Genomic DNA, 16,888 nt, shown 5'->3' with positions numbered 1-16,888 from the left:
GCAGTAAATGGGCTCGCTACCATTATAAAAAAGAAGTACTCAGCGAGGAGTATTTCAAAACAAAAAAAGGAATACAACTATGAAAACGACTATCACAAAAATTGCCTTAGCAGCAGCCTTTCTTTCAACCGCAGCTATGGCGAATGCTTTTCCATACCATGTCAGCATTGATACAGGTGCAACAAGTATTATTAACGCATTAGCACGATATGCAGATCGTACGACCAGTACCGCATTTAATGTTGCTGTGAATACAGGTGATGTAGATGCATCTGTCAATACTTTGGGAGCATTCAACTCACTCAGAAATGTTGGAAGTACCATAGCGGTTGAAACATCTGCTTTAGGTGCAGCCAACACTGGCGATATTTATTTAGAACAAGGCAGTTTAAGTGCTGGTAGTTCAGGTGCAGAATCAGCATCAATGGCTGCAGCTAGAGGCGCTACAAGATCTTCAGGTTGGGGCTGGTATTCAAATAGCAGTTCTTACGGTAGCGCATTTAACTCTGCTTATGGCTCTAACTTTGAAAACTCACTCGATGAAACACTCAGCAATTATAGCGCTGCAAATATTGCCTACAACTCAGGTTCAATTGATGCATCGGTCAATACCGCGGGCTTAGTGAACCGGATCAATGGTATTAGTACTTCAGCAGTGGGTGCAGTGAACACAGGTGGTATTTCTGTTGTTGTGAAGTAATACCCTCACATTTGATTCTTCAGGGTCCTAACTTTAGTCATATTGTTAGGCCCTTCTTTATTTTAAAACAGCCATCGAGTAATTAATTTTAAACGTTTTCTAGATTTGAGTCTGCTTTACAATCATAGTACTACATATCGTTATAAACGGCATAAAAAAAGCCCTCATCTTTCGATGAGGGCTTTTTAGAATCTGGAGCGGGAAACGAGACTCGAACTCGCGACCCCAACCTTGGCAAGGTTGTGCTCTACCAACTGAGCTATTCCCGCAAAATGAGCAGTTTTAATCAAAAACTTTCACAAAAAATATCTGGAGCGGGAAACGAGACTCGAACTCGCGACCCCAACCTTGGCAAGGTTGTGCTCTACCAACTGAGCTATTCCCGCGTGCCGCCTATAATACATTAAGAAAAACAAGGGTCAACACCTTTATGCAAATAAATCGACTGATTGAATAAAATAAAGGCAGTATAAGCTTAAAACGTCCCGTATTGGCTAAGAGGTGATCGAAAATGAATGTGATTTCTTGGGCGGGTATTCAATAAATGATCAATGAAAACAGAGAGAACACGATATACTGCCTAGAAGTTGAATCTATAAAAGGAAAACGCATGAGCCTTGAACAGCAATTAACAGAGCGATTGATGTCACTGAATCCTATTCATCTTGAGGTCATCAATGAGTCGGCCGGTCATGGAGGATATTTTCCGGGAAAAGAAAGCCATTTTAAAGTTGTGGTGGTCAGTCCGATATTTGATGGATTACGTTTGGTACAGCGTCACCAGAAAGTTTATGCGCTAGCTGCCGATTTAATGAGCCCGGCACGTATTCATGCTTTGGCCATTCATGCTTATGTTCCTCAAGAGTGGCAAGGGCAGGCACCTGATAGCCCAGATTGTGCACATGCACCGAAACGTTGAGGTGATAAAATATGGATGCGCATCTCATCACTAAAATAATTCATATGACTGCGGTGACCGTCGCACTGGTCGTCTTTGTTGCTCGTGCTTTCACCTTATTTATCGGTACGCAAAATCAGCAGCCCAACCCAATTGCCCGTGTGCCGCTCACAGCCTTGCAACATTTAAGTTATAGCATTGTGCTGATAACGGGTGTTGTATTACTGTTTATGAAGCATTTTCAGGTTCAGCCTTGGTTTTATGCCAAGATGGTTCTGTTTTTGGTACTGTTGTCATCGCTCATGAAAGCCTTTAAAAAGGATAATCAAATTTTACTGGTCCAACGTCGTGCCGGACTATTCTTGGGGGCGATTGCATTTGTGGCAATCATGAGTCTGGTGATCATCAAACCAGTTTTTAACTAATTGTTTGACATACTTTTCCTTTTATTTCGTATGCTGGGTTAAACTGTGTACGAAAGAAAAATAAACACGAAGCGGGGGAAGTATGCTGACAAGAGTGGTATTCAATCAAAAAGGTGGGGTTGGAAAATCCAGTATTACGGTAAATCTGGCCGCAATCAGTGCCAAGCATTTTAAAACCTTAGTAATCGATCTTGACCCACAGGCCAACTCCACCCAGTATTTGCTGGGTGAAGCGGCCACCTATGCGGCAGACAAACCCGTACTTGAGCCCAATATTGAAAATTTCTACGACGATGTACTCGGTGGAAATCAGCCCAAAGGCTTGATTGGCAATGCCATCGGCTCACTTTTGAAATCGCGTGCCAAAGGGCTCGACAGTTTTATTCATCCTACCGCGTTTCCTCAATTAGATGTGCTTCCTGCTAGCCCAAAACTGGGTAGTCTTGAACATGCGCTCGAGTCCAAGCATAAAATTTATAAATTGCGTGATGCGATTACCTCACTTGCTGGTCAATATGACCGGATTTATATTGATACGCCGCCCGCATTCAATTTCTTTACTTTATCGGCATTAATCGCGGCCGATCGTGTCCTGATCCCTTTTGATTGTGATGTATTTTCCAAACGTGCGTTACAAACATTGATTGAAAATGTGATCGAAACCCAAGATGATCATAATGATCGTCTCGAAATTGAAGGAATTGTGGTCAATCAGTTTCAGGCACAAGCCAAACTTCCACGCGAAGTGGTGCAACAATTGAAAGATGAAGGCTTACCTGTACTCAATCATATGTTGCCGCCTTCAGTATTGATGAAGGAATCACATCTAAAGAACTTGCCGTTGGTTCATTTGGCACCTGAACATAAACTGACCTTGGCCTATCAAGCGTTGTTCAGGGAAATCGAATCGCTTTAAAGGGAATCATATATGAAAGGTTTAAATGTTGTGCCTTTAGTGGCCGCTAGTTTACTGCTCGGTGCATGTGCAACCACTGTAAAACCCACCTACGTTTCACCTACGCAGTATCAATCACTCAATTGCTCGCAATTGCAAAGTGAATACAATCGGATTCAGACGTATATTAACAGCGGCGTACAAACACCCAAACGTACAGGTGTCGGTGTTGGCTTAGGGCTCGGTGGTGGTTGGGGACGTGGCGGTTGGGGCTTTGGACCGTCGGTTTCGGTTAATCTTGGTCAGTCATCTGAAACCAAAAACACGGAATTATCTCGTGTTTTGGGCCAGCAGCAGGCGATTGCTCAAGCTGCACAGTTTAAAAATTGCCCGATTATGACCGGCAAACGATAAGGATTTTATCGTAAGCCTTCGGTTTTACGCACAAGTTTGGTGTAAAACCGAAAATTAAGTTTTTCAAAATATTATTAAAATTGTTTATAAAAATTAAAATCTTATAAAATAGTACTGCTGTTTTTGTGTCGATTTTCCTGTGCGGTCAATGTATAAAACTTGTCAGATGAAATGACTTTCCTATAAGGTGTGCTGCTTCTTCATCATTATGGATACTGCATGATTGAGAGTTGGTTTTTTGTCATCGCGATGATCGCGGTACTGCTGATTCCAGGGCCAACCAACGCCCTGCTGGCCAGTGCTGCCCACCAGCAAGGTATTGTAAAAACAGCTTATGCGGTGCCAGCAGAGTGGCTGGGATACATTTATGGCATTAGCCTCTGGGCCATTTTTATTCACTTGGGTGAACCCATCTGGCCTGCTTTGATTCCGATTTTGCATACCATTAGTGCCATGTATGTCATTTGGCTGGCATTTAATTTATGGAAAAGTTCACATCTTGAGCGTCATAGTCAGCAACACATCTCAATTAAGCCACGTCAGATCTTTTTTGCCAGTTTAAAAAATCCGAAAGCCTTACTGTTTGCTGCGGGTATTTTCCCGCCCGAAACTTGGGAGTCGCTCTACAATACCGTGCATGTCTTTATATTGTTTAGCCTGATTTTGTTGCCTGTTGCGTTCTTTTGGATGTGTTTTGGGCGTGCTTTGCTGGCAGGAAATGTTCGTGGTGTGCGGGCAGAACATTTGTATAAAGGTTCTGCCTTGCTGTTGGTGGTCTGTATGCTACCGGTGATTTTTAGATTCTTTTAAGCGTTTATTTTTGCAAGGTTTGGCGTCTATTTAGATATTTTTGGCGTACAAACCCGATCACGCCAGGCAAAATACTTAAAATAATAATGCCAAAAATCAAATGCGTGAAATTGTCTTTGACCACAGGCATATTGCCAAACAAATACCCAAGCGTAATAAACGAGCCAATCCATAAAAAGGCACCCACGACGTTATAACTTAGGAAAAATTTGTAATTCATACTGCCTGCGCCTGCTACAAACGGCGCAAAGGTTCGAGCAAACGGAATAAAGCGTGCAAAAATAATGGTTTTACCGCCATGACGCTCAAAAAAAGCATGGGTTTTGACCAAATGTGACTTGTTGATAAAACGAGAGTTCATTTCAAACACACGCGGTCCGATAAAGCGTCCGATATGATAATTCAACGTATCACCCAGCACCGCTGCAATAAATAACAGCAAACCCAGTAGCCAAGGATCCATGGCACCGGTTGAGGCAGCCAGCGCGCCGGCTGCAAACAATAAACTGTCACCTGGTAAAAAAGGCATGACCACCAAACCAGTTTCTACAAAAATAATCAGAAACAAGATGGCATAGATCCAGACTCCATAATTTCGAATGAATTCAAGGAGGTGGTCATCAACATGTAAAATAAAATCGAAGAGTTCCATGGGGCATCAAAGTGCAAAATTGTATCCAAATCCTAACAGTGCTGTACCGGAAAGTCAGTACGATAAAGTAACAATCTGAAAGAGATTTATTGTTCTCAAAATAGAACAATTTGTATTTTTAATCATGTTTATTGCAAAAATAATTCTACTTAGAATCTCAGTATTCCAAAACATGTTCAAATAATGAGGTATATCTGATGTTTAATCCAAATGTTATCGTTAAAAATGCAGTCGCTCATCACGGTGTAAATGGTGTGGTCAGCTTGGTGGCCCGCGTATTGATGGCTTATATTTTTATCGTAGCGGGTTGGGGCAAACTGACTGCTTATACTGCAACAGTAGGTTATATGGAGTCTATGGGAGTGCCGGGAGCATTATTACCTCTGACGATTCTGGTAGAGCTTGGTGGTGGTCTTGCGTTGCTGTTTGGATTTCAGGCCCGCTTTGCGGCGTTTGGTCTAGGAATTTTTAGCATCATCACGGCATTTATTTTTCATGAAGGCGCCGATAGTGCACAAGCCATTAACTTTATGAAAAACTTTGCGATGGCAGGTGGGTTATTTTTCTTGATGCTACATGGCGCAGGCAAGTTTAGTATCGATACCGCAATTGAAAAGTAACATTGATCAAGCGGCTTGATTTGCCTCTTACAAATCTCTACCCGACAATCTCGTGAAATTCTGTTTAGATCACAACAAGTTGAATAATAAAAGGAGATGATCTGTGAAAAAAACAACGACGTTATTGTCGCTTATGGTCGGTTTAGCGGCCTCATCGATGGCCTTTGCGGGTAAGGATGATCATGTGATTATTCAAGAAGCGGCTAAAAATAAAGTGAATGTGCAACAAATCGCTCAGCTTAAAGACGAAACAGGCATTACTCTGATTGGACAGATTACCCAGCACCTCAAAGGCGATCATTATCAGTTTCAAGATGCGACCGGTCGCATTGGCGTGGAGATTGACGATGACCTATGGCGACAGGCCAATTTGAAGGTCGGTGATCATGTTCGTGTGGTGGGTGAAGTCGATACACATCGCTATAAACCGACCGATATTGAGGTGATTCAAATCGAGCGTTATACGCACGCACATTAATTAAGTAAATCCTTGTATTTCATCGACTCTTTTAGCGAGTGTGATTGTTGAAGGAAAGAGCGTGCGCGGTACAGTGAAAAATGTTAGAATACTGCGCTTCTCTCGTTGCCTTGCATAGTTGTGTAATCATGACAACCAATACTCACATTACTGATGATCGTATCTTAATTTTGGATTTCGGTTCTCAATACAGCCAGCTGATTGCGCGTCGTGTACGTGAAGCCGGCGTATATTCTGAAATGTATGCTTTTGATATGTCTGAAGAAGACATTCGTGCATTTAATCCGAACGGCATTATCTTGTCGGGTGGACCTGAAAGTGTACATGTGGAAGGTAGTCCACGTGCGCCTCAAGTTGTTTTTGAGCTTGGTGTACCGGTATTGGGGATTTGTTATGGTTTCCAAACCATGTCAGAGCAACTGGGCGGTCAAGTAGTACCGGGTACTGTGCATGAATTTGGTTATGCCGAAGTGGATATCCAGCACCGTGACCCACTGATCGGTAATTTACAAGATCGTGAGAACCAGCTGCATGTCTGGATGAGCCATGGCGACAAAGTCGGTCGTTTACCAGAAGGTTTCGTGACTACTGCAAGTACACCAAGCTGTCCGTTTGCGGCTGCGTCTGATGAAACGCGCCGTTTTTATGGCGTGCAGTTCCATCCGGAAGTGACACATACCGCTAAAGGTGCAGAATTATTGTCTAACTTTGTTCACAAAATTTGTGGATGTGGCGGCCTCTGGACACCAGAACACATTATCGATTTGCGTGTAGAGCAACTGCGTCAGCAAATTGGCGATGAAAAAGTATTGCTCGGTTTATCTGGTGGTGTTGATTCATCTGTGGTGGCAGCATTGCTACACAAGGCAATTGGCGATCAACTGACCTGCGTATTTGTCGACAACGGTTTACTTCGTTTAAACGAAGGCGATCAAGTTATGCAAATGTTTGCAGACAACATGGGCATCCGTGTGATCCGTGCCGATGCTGAAGAGCGTTTCTTGACTGCGTTGGCTGGTGAAGTTGATCCAGAGAAAAAACGTAAAATTATTGGCCGCGAGTTTATTGAAGTGTTTGCAGAAGAAGCACGTAAACTTGACGGTGTAAAATTCTTGGCGCAAGGCACAATTTATCCTGATGTGATTGAATCTGCCGCCAGCAAACAAGGTAAAGCGCATGTGATTAAATCGCACCATAATGTGGGCGGCTTACCAGAAGACTTGGCGTTTGATTTGGTTGAGCCATTACGCGACTTGTTTAAAGATGAAGTGCGTAAACTGGGCACCACATTGGGCTTGCCACATAGCATGATTTATCGTCATCCATTCCCAGGTCCTGGTTTGGGTGTGCGTATTTTGGGTGAAGTGAAAAAAGAATATGCCGATATTCTTCGCCTTGCCGATGACATCTTTATGCAGGAATTACGTGCCAGTGGTTGGTACGACAAAACAGCACAAGCGTTTGCTGTGTTCCAACCTGTAAAATCTGTGGGCGTGGTCGGAGATGGTCGTCGTTATGCATGGGTGATTGCGTTACGTGCTGTAGAAACAGTCGATTTCATGACCGCGCGTTTTGCACACTTACCATACGAATTGGTCGATAAGATCTCAACGCGTATCATGAATGAAATTAAAGACGTTTCACGTGTTGTTTACGACGTGTCGTCTAAACCCCCTGCAACCATTGAATGGGAGTAAATTTGGGTTTTCAAAATGCATCGCATTTTGCCAAATTTACGACAAGAGCTTGCTCGCGGCAGTTGGGCTTTCAAAATGCATCGCATTTTGCCAAATTTACGACAAGAGCTTGCTCGCGGCAGTTGGGCTTTCAAAATGCATCGCATTTTGCCAAATTTACGACAAGCGCTTTGCTCGTGGTAGTGAAGTTGAAATCCCTTATAGTTTAAAAAAGAGCGCCAATTGGCGCTCTTTTTTCTTTTAAATCGGTGGTAATTTTAAGATGATACTGCCACTTTCCAACCCAACCGAGCGCGTGACATCGCACGATAAATCAGCCATGCTCCTGGAAGTGAGAGTAAGCCGAGGCGAATACCATCGGAAGGATTTCCAGCAATCGATAAAATGCATGCTGTAAGCAACGCAGGAAGAAGCACCCAAAGTAAAACCAACACATTTCGCCGAGTCATAAGGCTTGACGCTTCAATAAAAAAGTACAGAGTGGATCAATTAGAAAATCTAATTAAAAATTTTGGCTCTTCAATTTAATTGAAAAATAGCAAAGAATGAATTTATTTTTATGCGCTTTATGTCGAGATAGAAGAAGAAACTGATAGAAAAATGAGAGGCGAGAGTACGTCAAGAGATGAGCTAAAAATGGCTTGAAAGAATCGATATTTTTGATTCAAGCCAAGCCCTCAAATAGTTACTTAACCACCAAAGACCCGATGGACCAGACAGGCTATGCTCAAAGATACTTCTCATTTTTCAGCACCGATGAAAAGAAAAAATATGATTAAAGATCATAAAGGATAAAAAACCATGACCACCAACCATGACACGGACATCTCTGATTCACAACAATGCGAATCATCCGCCCCTCAATCAATTCAGGAATTTCCCATTCGTCGTGCAGAAATCGGTCAAGGCACGGTCATCAAGCGAGCCTTACCCAGCCGTCACAAACGTATGATAGGTGCGTGGTGCTTTTTGGATCATGCAGGGCCGGTACATTTTCCACAAGGCGATGGCTTGGATGTGGGGCCACACCCGCATATTGGCCTGCAAACCTTTACCTGGATGATCGAAGGCACCATTATGCACACCGATAGTCTGGGATCGAAGCAGTTAATCCGTCCGTATCAGGTTAATTTAATGACAGCCGGGTACGGTATTTCGCATACCGAGGTAGCACCAGAGCATGAGACTAAAATGCATGCGGCTCAGCTATGGATTGCCTTGCCAGATGAAAAACGCAATATGGCGCCACAATTTGATCATTATCCGAATCTGCCGCACACAGAACAAGATCAGATCAAGTTTACGGTACTGGTGGGCGAGTTTATGGGGCAACAGTCACCTGTGGCTGTGCATACGCCTCTGGTTGGCGTCGACATGACTGCACAGGCAGACACCAAAACACGTATTTCACTGAATCCAAAATTCGAATATGGTTTTTTGGCATTGGATGGTCATGCATGGATCAATGGCCACGAACTCACTCAAGACAATCTGCTGGTCCTCGAATCTGGTGCTAGCGAAATTGAGATTGAATTGCCACAAGGTCATCGGGTGTTACTGATCGGTGGAGAGCCATTTAAAACACCGATTTTATTGTGGTGGAATCTGGTTGGACGTACCACCGAGGAATTACGTGAAGCCCGTGACCAATGGATCAATCACGACTCACGTTTTGGTGAAATTGCAGATTATGATGGTCCGCGACTAGAAGCGCCTACCTTTCCAGATCAGATGAGAGCATCCAAATAAGTTGTATTGCCCGAAGTGCAGTTAATAGATTAGTGATTAAAACCTTGCAGCGCAGTGTTGAGATGAGAATCATCATTCCATCATGATGTTTCAATGAAATGACTTTACAGTTAAGTCCATGCCATTGTCATGGGCTTAATGCTATAACTGAGAGTACAGATCAGACACATCAGGACTAAAAGAAAATCTCATGCTGACGATTCACCATCTAGAAAAATCACGCTCATTTCGTATTGTATGGGCACTTGAAGAGCTCCAGCAGCAATATCAGATCAAGCTTTACAAACGACTGCCAAGCCTTGCAGCACCACCTGAGCTCAAACGCGTACATCCGCTCGGCAAAGCGCCTATTTTAGAAGATGCCGGACGTACCATTGCAGAATCGGCTGTGATTCTGGAGTACTTGCAAACAAAATTTGATACGGCACAACGTTTTAAACCGCAGCAAGATGACGATGCATTTCAGTACCTTTATTGGATGCACTATGCTGAAGGTTCACTGATGCCGTTGCTGGTGTTTCAACTGGTGATGAATAATGTGGGTAAAAATGTTCCATTTTTTATTCGACCAGTCGCCAACAAAATTACCGATGGCGTTAAAGCCGGATTTATTGGCCCACGGTTAAAAGATCATATTGCCTTTATCGAGCAGTATTTATCTGAACACGATTACTTTGCTGGAGAATTTAGCTTTGCCGATATTCAAATGAGCTTTCCGCTGAATGCATTGCTAACCCGAACAACTGGGCAGTTTCCAAATATTCGGGCATTTTTAAAGCGAATTGAAACGCGCCCGGCTTATCAGCGTGCCAAAGAGAAAGGGGATTATTAATCGGGGGTAGCTCGCCCAAGCCGTAATTCGGAAGGGCGATAGCCATAGTACTGCTTGAAACGCGTACTAAAATGGCTGGCAGAACTAAAACCACATTGCAGGGCAATTTCGGTAAGCGGTTCGGTTGAGTGAAGCGCCAAGTCATGCGCCCGTTGCAAGCGTTGTTGTAATACATATTGATGCGGTGATACCCCTGTTGACTGCTTAAACATGTGGGCAAAGTGATATTCGCTCAGTTCGGTCTGTGCTGCCATGTCTGCCAAGGTCATGGCTTCTGCAAGGTGCTCGTCTATCCATGCTTTTAGCCGATGAAGCATAAACGGCGCCAGCCCGCCGCTCACTCGCGGTAATTGCCATTCTACGTTGCTATAACGCTGTAATAGAGAGATCAGCAGTAAGCTGGCGCTGTGGCTAAGCTGTAAATGATTGCTGCGATCTTGCCAATCACAATTGAGCAAAAAATGCCGATATACACTACTGATTTGGACATCCTCGACAAAACTTTGTTCTGCCAATTCGATGTGCGCGGGTTCTTTGTCCCAAATTTGTGCTGCGACATGCTTTAAATGCTGATCGGTATAGTACAGATGCACAAAACGCAGATGATCACGAATGTCCCACGTCGAGGCTTGTCCCTCAGGCATTAAACAAAAGCGATCTGGCCCACCACCATTACGCCATCCCTGTGGGGTCTTTTTATAACTTTCATAGCCGCCCTTGATATATAAACTCAAGGTATGGTGATCACTGCATACACTTACCCGATCGTGCTGGTTTTGCCAAGCAGCCAACTGCATGCCCGAGCCCAGTTGCAGGCTATCGAGTAACTTGGTTTTATGCTGTTGCAACTGCGACAGGGTTTGATAGTTCATGCCAAATGCGGTAGCGAATTAAAAATAATAATGCGATGATTTTATCCTTTTTTTCATCATTTGATAAAAGTTGTCTCGTAAAAAAACGCAAGATTAGGCAAGTGGCCGCAAATATGCGAAAGCGTTCAAAATGAGCACTGCGGATACTGTTGAGCACACTGGATAAAAAGAGATTGTAATGAACGCGGTGTTATATGCCTTGGTGGTGCTGATTTTTGGAACGACATGGATCGCAATTACCTTGCAAAGTGCTGAAATCGCGCCGGTTGTTGCGGTATTTTGGCGGTTTTTTATTGCGGGTGCACTCTTGATGGTGGCGCTCCTGATTTCAAGACGATTAACTCGCCTGAAACTCAATGATCACCTGTTCTGCTTGTTACAAGGCTTATGTATTTTTAGTTTAAATTTTATCTGCTTTTACATCGCCGTGCGTTACATCAGCAGCGGTCTGGAATCCGTTATTTTTTCTATGGCGGTTCTTTTTAACACACTCAATAGCTATTTCTTTTTCCGTCAGCCAATTTCAGCCTATTTCCTGCCTGCGTTTATCTGTGGTTTGTTGGGCATGATCGCTTTATTTTGGCACGACTTAGCAACGACGCAAAACGACTGGCAAACCGTGAGCGCAATTTTATTGTGTGTATTGGGGACTTATGGTTTTTCTTTGGGGAATATGATTAGTTTGCGTCATCAGAAACAAGGCTGTGATGTCCTGACCACCAATACCTATGCCATGCTCTACGGCGCCATCGTGATGGCTGTCATCATTGCGCTCACCGGCCAATCATATTTACCCGAGAGTTCAGTGGTCGGTTGGTCTGCCTTGATGTATCTTGCGGTGATTGGATCTGTACTGGGGTTTTCAATTTATTTTGTGCTGATCCGGCGGATCGGGGCAGGGCCTGCCGCATACAGCACCTTGCTGTTTCCCTTGGTGGCACTGACCATTTCAACTTTTTTTGAAGGTTATCAGTGGACGTGGAGTGCAGTATTCGGGGTGATGCTGATTTTACTTGGTAATTTAATTCTGTTTATCCAGCCCAAAGGATTGCCATTTATCCGATCCAATCAACGGGCCTAAGCTTTGAAAGTGAAATTACGATAAAAAAAGAACGCGTAAAGCGTTCTTTGGATGTAAAGCATGTTCAGTCTTAGCGTTTCACGACAATCGAGTCGATGCCGCTGTGTTGCAAGGTTTGTTGAGCACCTAAAGCTGCTTCTTGTGTTTCATATGGCCCTGAAATCACACGGTACCATGTTTTTCCGTTTTCGACTGTTTTGACCACATCCGCAGACAGTCCATTTAAAATAATTTCAGCACGACGAGCATCAGCACTGTCAGGATCTGCATAGCTACGCACCTGCAAAATAAAGCTGGCAGGCTGTGGCGCAGGCGCCGCAGTCACATTTGCCGTACTACCCGATGCAGTTGGCGCACTGGCTGCACTTTCTCGCGGTGCTTCTACAATCATCGCAGCATTTTGATCTTTGGTCTCTGGAACAGCCTGATCCGGAATCGGCGTCATTTGCTGTTGAGGCAACAGATCATAGAAGCGATAATCGTGATTGGTGTCTTCTTCTTGATAATGGGTCGAAGTGACTTCATTTTTGGTCGAAACAGGTTTCCACGGCTTCCACAGCATCAGCATGACAGCAATGCACATCAGCACCAAGATCGCCACCACCATGCCTAACCAGCGAGGCACTAACGGTTTCTTGGGCTTGTTCGGTCGTTCAGATACACCGCGTTGCGTTTTTCCAAACACGTGGACATCCTCTTTATAATTTCTACCACATAACCAATAACATAGAAGCCTAAACAACCAAAACACTATTGTTTGGCTTCTTTGTAATACAGCGTCTCAGATCGCGTTCAATCAGCGAACTTACATGCTCTCTGGTGCAGATACACCCAGCAATTCTAAGCCGTTGCGTAAAACTTGCTGTACGTTTACTGAAAGCAATAAACGTGCTTGTGTAAGCGCTTGATCGTCGTCATTCAAGACTTTGTGCTCGTTGTACCAGCCATGGAACAGCGCTGCCAATTCTTTTAAATAGTTGCCAATCTGATGCGGTTCGTAGGCATTTGCAGCACGTACCAAAATGTCTGGGTAAGCAGCCAGTTTGGCCAGAATTTCCGTTTCGGCATCGAGGTTTAAACGCTCTGCCAATGGACGAGCCTGTGTGCGGTCAAACGCGATCTGGTTGCTGTGTGCTTTTTCCAACATACGGCAAATACGGGCGTGCGCATACTGGATGTAATACACGGCATTGTCTTTGCTTTGCGATACGGCCAAATCCAAATCGAAGTCGATGTGTTGTTCCGATTTGCGCATTACATAGTAAAAGCGTGCGGCATCGTTACCGACTTCTTCACGCAGTTCACGCAAGGTCACAAATTGTCCAGAACGTGATGACATCTGTACCATTTCACCGCCACGCCACAAGCTCACAAACTGTACCAGCAATACGGTCAGTTTAGATGAATCAAAGCCCATGGCATCAATTGCAGCTTTCACACGTGCGATATAGCCGTGGTGATCTGAACCCCAGATATCGACAATATCGGTATAGCCACGTTGTAATTTATCAAGATGATAAGCAATGTCTGAAGCAAAGTAGGTGGTTTGACCGTTACGACGTTTGACCACACGATCTTTCTCGTCGCCAAATTCAGTCGATTTAAACCAGATGTTGCCGTCTTTTTCGTATAAAAAGCCGCGTTGATCGAGTGTTTGTAACGCTTCATCAATTTTTTGATTTAGTGATGCTTCACTAAACCATTGATTAAAGGTCACACCGAACTCTTCAAGGTCATCTTTAATGTCATCTAAGATGGCTTTGAGTGCCGCTTGATGAAACACGCGATAGCCTTCACCTGTCAGGCGCTGTGCATTGGCAATCAAGCCATCAATATGTTTTTCTTTGTCCCCAGAAACAACGACTTTATTGCCCTCTGCATCGAGTTCTGCTGCGAACTGAACATCTTCAGGCACATCGTGGTACACCGCTGCAACAGGGTGTACGTAAGCATCGCCGTCTTGATCGATAATGCTTTGTGCGATTTCTTTAACGTAGTCGCCTTGATAGGCGTTTTTAGGGAAAACCAGAGATTGACCAAGTAATTCTAAATAACGTAAGTAGGTCGATGTCGCCAAAATGTCCATCTGACGGCCCGCATCGTTGACGTAATATTCACGATCAACTTGGGCACCTGTTGCTTCAAGCAAATTGGCAACAGTCATGCCGTAGGCTGCACCACGGCCGTGGCCCACATGCAGGCTTGAGGTTGGGTTTGCCGATACAAACTCGACTTGTACTTTTTTTGCGGCATTGACTTGAGTCTGACCAAACTTCGACCCTTGCGCTTGAATTTGATCCAGCACAGCAAAGCGTTGATCGGCATTTAAAAAGAAATTGATAAATCCTGGGCCTGCGATTTCGGCTTTACTGATGTCCGCCACTTCTGGCAATGCTGCCATGATCTTTTCTGCAAGATCACGAGGTTTCATTCCTGCCGCCTTTGCGCCAACCATTGCAATATTGGATGCAAAGTCACCGTGACTTCGGTCTTTGGTACGCGTCAAAATACTGTTGTTGATCCAATCTGATGGAAGAATCCCTTCGTGTTGAAGAGACTGCACTGCATGATCCAAAGCGGCTTGTATGGCGGTATTCATATCGATCTAAAAGGAATGTGTCGCAGAAAAACGCCCAATATAGCAAATTTTGACTGATTTAGGTGAGGGTCTTGTTCGGATTCTTGTATTTCCCGACAATCAAAGTGGGCGCTTTGCCATAGACCGATCAATTTGGATTTTTCAGGCAATAAAAACAATAAAATTGGATTATGAAGTAAATCTTATTTGAGCGCTGAATGTAAACGATATCATTATAAATTTTCGAAATACCTGTTTTGCCTAAAAAACGCTTAAGCTATAGCAGTAGATAAATAGACGAGTAACCTTTAGGGCAATAGTCCCTAAACACGAGATAGGCAATGACAGCTGAAACCAATACGAATAAACACCCCCTCTATATTCCTTATGCAGGATATACCCTCCTCGAACTCCCACTTCTCAATAAGGGATCGGCTTTTACTCAGGAAGAGCGTAGCCATTTTAATTTGCACGGTTTAGTTCCTCATGTGATCGAAACTATCGAAGAACAAAGCCAGCGCTCGTACCAACAATATGAAACATTTAACGACGCGATCAACAAGCATATTTATTTACGAAATATTCAAGACACCAACGAGACACTTTTTTACCGTTTGATCAACGATCATCTGGAAGAAATGATGCCAATTATCTATACGCCAACCGTGGGCGAGGCGTGTCAGGAGTTTTCGGATATTTACCGTCGTCATCGTGGTGTCTTCATTTCTTATCCAGACCGTGAGCATATCGACGATATTTTGCAAAACGTCAATAAACGCAATGTGAAGGTGATTGTGATCACTGACGGCGAACGAATTTTGGGTCTAGGTGACCAAGGTATTGGCGGTATGGGGATCCCGATTGGTAAACTGTCGCTGTATACGGCATGTGGTGGTATCAGTCCTGCTTATACGTTGCCGATTACCATTGACGTGGGAACCAACAATCAACAATTGCTAAACGACCCAATTTATATGGGCTGGCGTCAACCACGTATCAGTGGCGATGAATACTATGAGTTTGTGGATCAGATTCTGACTGCTATTCGCCGTCGTTGGCCAGATGCTTTAATTCAGTTTGAAGATTTTGCACAAAAAAATGCAATGCCATTGTTGACCAAGTACCGAGATAAATTCTGCTGCTTCAACGACGATATTCAAGGCACTGCTGCGGTTTCAGTCGGTAGCCTGATTGCAGCAAGTCGTGCGGCAGGTAAAGAGCTGAAAGATCAGAAAATTGCCTTTTTAGGCGCTGGGTCTGCAGGCTGTGGTATTGCCGAGCAGATTGTGGCACAAATGGTGGCTGAAGGTCTAAGCGATGATGAGGCTCGTGCACGTGTCTTTATGGTGGATCGTTTTGGTTTAATCACAGAAAACCAACCCAACTTACTCGACTTCCAGCGCAAGCTGGCACAAAAAGCAGACACTGTCTCGGCTTGGGGTAATGTGGAAGAGGTGATATCACTCCTCGATGTGGTTCAAAATGCTAAACCGACGGTGTTAATTGGTGTTTCGGGGCAGCCGGGACTTTTCACTGAAGAAGTGATCCGTGCACTAAATGAAAATTCAGAGCGCCCAATCGTGATGCCTTTGTCGAACCCGACGTCACGTGTTGAAGCCGTGCCAGCAGATATTATTCAGTGGACAGATGGCAAAGCCCTCATTGCAACCGGCAGTCCGTTTGCACCTGTAAATTATCAAGGCAAGCTCTACAATATTTCACAGTGTAATAACTCGTATATCTTCCCAGGGATTGGTCTGGGGGTGATTGCTTCTGGGGCTAAACGGGTAACTGACAATATGTTGATGGCATCCAGCAATGCCTTGGCCGATTGTTCGCCGTTGTTAAATGATCCAAACGCCGATCTTTTGCCTGCGATTTCAGAGATTCAGGCGGTATCGAAGCGTATTGCATTTAAGGTTGCTCAAGCGGCAATTGAAGACGGTGTTGCACTGAATATCCCCGATGAGGTCTTGCTTGCCAATATCGAAAAAGAATTTTGGAAGCCTGAATACCGTACTTATAAACGCGTACCGTTCTAATCGAATATAGATCAAGCCTGAACCCCACATTTGCCAAGTCGAATGTGGGGTTTTTTATTGGGCCGTATAGAATAACTGTAGACGAAACGGTCTGTATTTTTTAGAATGACTTGCAATTGATATCAATAAAACTAAAAAACGAATT

General features: G+C 44.1%; 18 protein-coding genes and 2 tRNA genes. 13 read left to right on the top strand and 7 right to left on the bottom strand.

Features of this window, described 5'->3' with window-relative positions; all coding sequences use genetic code 11:
- Positions 1–79 precede the first annotated feature (79 nt).
- Positions 80–700 carry a hypothetical protein gene (locus tag Aso01_RS10660; protein ID WP_004941640.1) on the top strand — a complete coding sequence of 207 codons (621 nt, stop codon included), beginning with the start codon at positions 80–82 and terminating at the stop codon, positions 698–700.
- Between the two features lie 193 nt (positions 701–893).
- Here the strand turns inward: Aso01_RS10660 and Aso01_RS10655 are convergent.
- Positions 894–969: transfer RNA gene (locus Aso01_RS10655), tRNA-Gly, on the bottom strand.
- A gap of 41 nt (positions 970–1,010) precedes the next feature.
- Positions 1,011–1,086, bottom strand: a tRNA-Gly gene (locus Aso01_RS10650).
- A gap of 224 nt (positions 1,087–1,310) precedes the next feature.
- Between Aso01_RS10650 and Aso01_RS10645 the strand changes: the two genes are divergently transcribed.
- The 5 genes from Aso01_RS10645 to Aso01_RS10625 all read left to right on the top strand — a co-directional run bounded on the left by Aso01_RS10645 (position 1,311) and on the right by Aso01_RS10625 (position 4,142).
- Positions 1,311–1,619 (top strand): BolA family protein, encoded by a 309-nt coding sequence (locus Aso01_RS10645; protein ID WP_004941637.1) that lies wholly within the window; start codon positions 1,311–1,313, stop codon positions 1,617–1,619.
- A gap of 11 nt (positions 1,620–1,630) precedes the next feature.
- Complete coding sequence (locus tag Aso01_RS10640) at positions 1,631–2,023, top strand: SirB2 family protein (RefSeq protein WP_004941634.1); 393 nt, start codon at positions 1,631–1,633, stop codon at positions 2,021–2,023.
- 82 nt (positions 2,024–2,105) lie between these two features.
- Positions 2,106–2,939 carry a ParA family protein gene (locus Aso01_RS10635; RefSeq protein WP_004941632.1) on the top strand — a complete coding sequence of 278 codons (834 nt, stop codon included), beginning with the start codon at positions 2,106–2,108 and terminating at the stop codon, positions 2,937–2,939.
- A 12-nt stretch (positions 2,940–2,951) separates the two neighbouring features.
- Positions 2,952–3,332, top strand: a complete 381-nt coding sequence (locus Aso01_RS10630; protein WP_004941629.1) for a hypothetical protein — start codon at positions 2,952–2,954, stop codon at positions 3,330–3,332.
- 219 nt (positions 3,333–3,551) lie between these two features.
- Positions 3,552–4,142, top strand: coding sequence for a LysE family translocator (locus Aso01_RS10625; RefSeq protein WP_004941627.1), 591 nt, complete (start codon positions 3,552–3,554; stop codon positions 4,140–4,142).
- A 4-nt stretch (positions 4,143–4,146) separates the two neighbouring features.
- Here the strand turns inward: Aso01_RS10625 and Aso01_RS10620 are convergent, their stop codons facing one another.
- Positions 4,147–4,794: a DedA family protein gene (locus Aso01_RS10620; RefSeq protein ID WP_004941624.1), complete on the bottom strand. Its 648-nt coding sequence runs from the start codon at positions 4,792–4,794 to the stop codon at positions 4,147–4,149.
- 197 nt (positions 4,795–4,991) lie between these two features.
- Here Aso01_RS10620 and Aso01_RS10615 point away from each other — a divergent pair, with 197 nt between their 5' ends.
- The 3 genes from Aso01_RS10615 to guaA all read left to right on the top strand — a co-directional run bounded on the left by Aso01_RS10615 (position 4,992) and on the right by guaA (position 7,589).
- Positions 4,992–5,414, top strand: a complete 423-nt coding sequence (locus Aso01_RS10615; protein ID WP_004941621.1) for a DoxX family protein — start codon at positions 4,992–4,994, stop codon at positions 5,412–5,414.
- Between the two features lie 133 nt (positions 5,415–5,547).
- A complete protein-coding gene (locus tag Aso01_RS10610; protein WP_039910161.1) occupies positions 5,548–5,892 on the top strand; it encodes a NirD/YgiW/YdeI family stress tolerance protein in 345 nt (114 codons plus the stop codon).
- Positions 5,893–6,020: 128 nt separating this feature from the next.
- Positions 6,021–7,589: a glutamine-hydrolyzing GMP synthase gene (guaA, locus tag Aso01_RS10605; RefSeq protein WP_004941614.1), complete on the top strand. Its 1,569-nt coding sequence runs from the start codon at positions 6,021–6,023 to the stop codon at positions 7,587–7,589.
- A 257-nt stretch (positions 7,590–7,846) separates the two neighbouring features.
- Here guaA and Aso01_RS10600 read toward each other — a convergent pair whose 3' ends face one another.
- Entirely contained in the window at positions 7,847–8,038 is a 192-nt protein-coding gene (locus tag Aso01_RS10600) for a hypothetical protein (RefSeq protein ID WP_039910151.1), read from the bottom strand.
- A gap of 352 nt (positions 8,039–8,390) precedes the next feature.
- Here Aso01_RS10600 and Aso01_RS10595 point away from each other — a divergent pair, with 352 nt between their 5' ends.
- Together Aso01_RS10595 and Aso01_RS10590 are read left to right on the top strand one after the other, a co-directional pair.
- Positions 8,391–9,338, top strand: coding sequence for a pirin family protein (locus tag Aso01_RS10595; protein WP_004941612.1), 948 nt, complete (start codon positions 8,391–8,393; stop codon positions 9,336–9,338).
- 190 nt (positions 9,339–9,528) lie between these two features.
- Complete coding sequence (locus Aso01_RS10590; protein ID WP_004941608.1) at positions 9,529–10,170, top strand: glutathione S-transferase; 642 nt, start codon at positions 9,529–9,531, stop codon at positions 10,168–10,170.
- On the opposite strand, the gene Aso01_RS10585 is transcribed toward Aso01_RS10590, so the two are convergent.
- Positions 10,167–11,042 (bottom strand): AraC family transcriptional regulator, encoded by an 876-nt coding sequence (locus tag Aso01_RS10585; RefSeq protein ID WP_004941605.1) that lies wholly within the window; start codon positions 11,040–11,042, stop codon positions 10,167–10,169. The genes Aso01_RS10590 and Aso01_RS10585 overlap by 4 nt on opposite strands.
- 178 nt (positions 11,043–11,220) lie before the next feature.
- On the opposite strand from Aso01_RS10585, the gene Aso01_RS10580 reads away from it, so the two are divergent.
- Positions 11,221–12,123, top strand: coding sequence for a DMT family transporter (locus Aso01_RS10580; RefSeq protein ID WP_004941602.1), 903 nt, complete (start codon positions 11,221–11,223; stop codon positions 12,121–12,123).
- 70 nt (positions 12,124–12,193) lie between these two features.
- On the opposite strand, the gene Aso01_RS10575 is transcribed toward Aso01_RS10580, so the two are convergent.
- Both Aso01_RS10575 and argS read right to left on the bottom strand, forming a co-directional pair.
- Positions 12,194–12,808 carry an SPOR domain-containing protein gene (locus Aso01_RS10575; protein WP_004941599.1) on the bottom strand — a complete coding sequence of 205 codons (615 nt, stop codon included), beginning with the start codon at positions 12,806–12,808 and terminating at the stop codon, positions 12,194–12,196.
- 120 nt (positions 12,809–12,928) lie between these two features.
- A complete protein-coding gene (gene argS, locus Aso01_RS10570; protein ID WP_004941594.1) occupies positions 12,929–14,722 on the bottom strand; it encodes an arginine--tRNA ligase in 1,794 nt (597 codons plus the stop codon).
- 320 nt (positions 14,723–15,042) lie between these two features.
- Between argS and Aso01_RS10565 the strand changes: the two genes are divergently transcribed.
- On the top strand, positions 15,043–16,743 hold the full coding sequence (locus Aso01_RS10565; RefSeq protein WP_004941592.1) for an NAD-dependent malic enzyme: 1,701 nt from the start codon (positions 15,043–15,045) through the stop codon (positions 16,741–16,743).
- Positions 16,744–16,888 lie beyond the last annotated feature (145 nt).

This window comes from Acinetobacter soli (genome assembly GCF_000760595.1).
Taxonomy (GTDB): domain Bacteria; phylum Pseudomonadota; class Gammaproteobacteria; order Pseudomonadales; family Moraxellaceae; genus Acinetobacter; species Acinetobacter soli.
This window is presented reverse-complemented; position numbering and strand designations above follow the sequence as displayed.

Coding starts and splice junctions, on each gene's coding strand:
- Aso01_RS10660 (WP_004941640.1), top strand. CDS start 80: ATGAAAACGACTATCACAAAAATTGCCTTAGCAGCAGCCTTTCTTTCA.
- Aso01_RS10635 (WP_004941632.1), top strand. CDS start 2,106: ATGCTGACAAGAGTGGTATTCAATCAAAAAGGTGGGGTTGGAAAATCC.
- Aso01_RS10610 (WP_039910161.1), top strand. CDS start 5,548: ATGGTCGGTTTAGCGGCCTCATCGATGGCCTTTGCGGGTAAGGATGAT.
- Aso01_RS10615 (WP_004941621.1), top strand. CDS start 4,992: ATGTTTAATCCAAATGTTATCGTTAAAAATGCAGTCGCTCATCACGGT.
- Aso01_RS10580 (WP_004941602.1), top strand. CDS start 11,221: ATGAACGCGGTGTTATATGCCTTGGTGGTGCTGATTTTTGGAACGACA.
- guaA (WP_004941614.1), top strand. CDS start 6,021: ATGACAACCAATACTCACATTACTGATGATCGTATCTTAATTTTGGAT.
- Aso01_RS10600 (WP_039910151.1), bottom strand. CDS start 8,038: ATGACTCGGCGAAATGTGTTGGTTTTACTTTGGGTGCTTCTTCCTGCG.
- Aso01_RS10565 (WP_004941592.1), top strand. CDS start 15,043: ATGACAGCTGAAACCAATACGAATAAACACCCCCTCTATATTCCTTAT.
- Aso01_RS10585 (WP_004941605.1), bottom strand. CDS start 11,042: ATGAACTATCAAACCCTGTCGCAGTTGCAACAGCATAAAACCAAGTTA.
- Aso01_RS10625 (WP_004941627.1), top strand. CDS start 3,552: ATGATTGAGAGTTGGTTTTTTGTCATCGCGATGATCGCGGTACTGCTG.
- Aso01_RS10620 (WP_004941624.1), bottom strand. CDS start 4,794: ATGGAACTCTTCGATTTTATTTTACATGTTGATGACCACCTCCTTGAA.
- Aso01_RS10640 (WP_004941634.1), top strand. CDS start 1,631: ATGGATGCGCATCTCATCACTAAAATAATTCATATGACTGCGGTGACC.
- Aso01_RS10595 (WP_004941612.1), top strand. CDS start 8,391: ATGACCACCAACCATGACACGGACATCTCTGATTCACAACAATGCGAA.
- Aso01_RS10590 (WP_004941608.1), top strand. CDS start 9,529: ATGCTGACGATTCACCATCTAGAAAAATCACGCTCATTTCGTATTGTA.
- Aso01_RS10645 (WP_004941637.1), top strand. CDS start 1,311: ATGAGCCTTGAACAGCAATTAACAGAGCGATTGATGTCACTGAATCCT.
- Aso01_RS10630 (WP_004941629.1), top strand. CDS start 2,952: ATGAAAGGTTTAAATGTTGTGCCTTTAGTGGCCGCTAGTTTACTGCTC.
- argS (WP_004941594.1), bottom strand. CDS start 14,722: ATGAATACCGCCATACAAGCCGCTTTGGATCATGCAGTGCAGTCTCTT.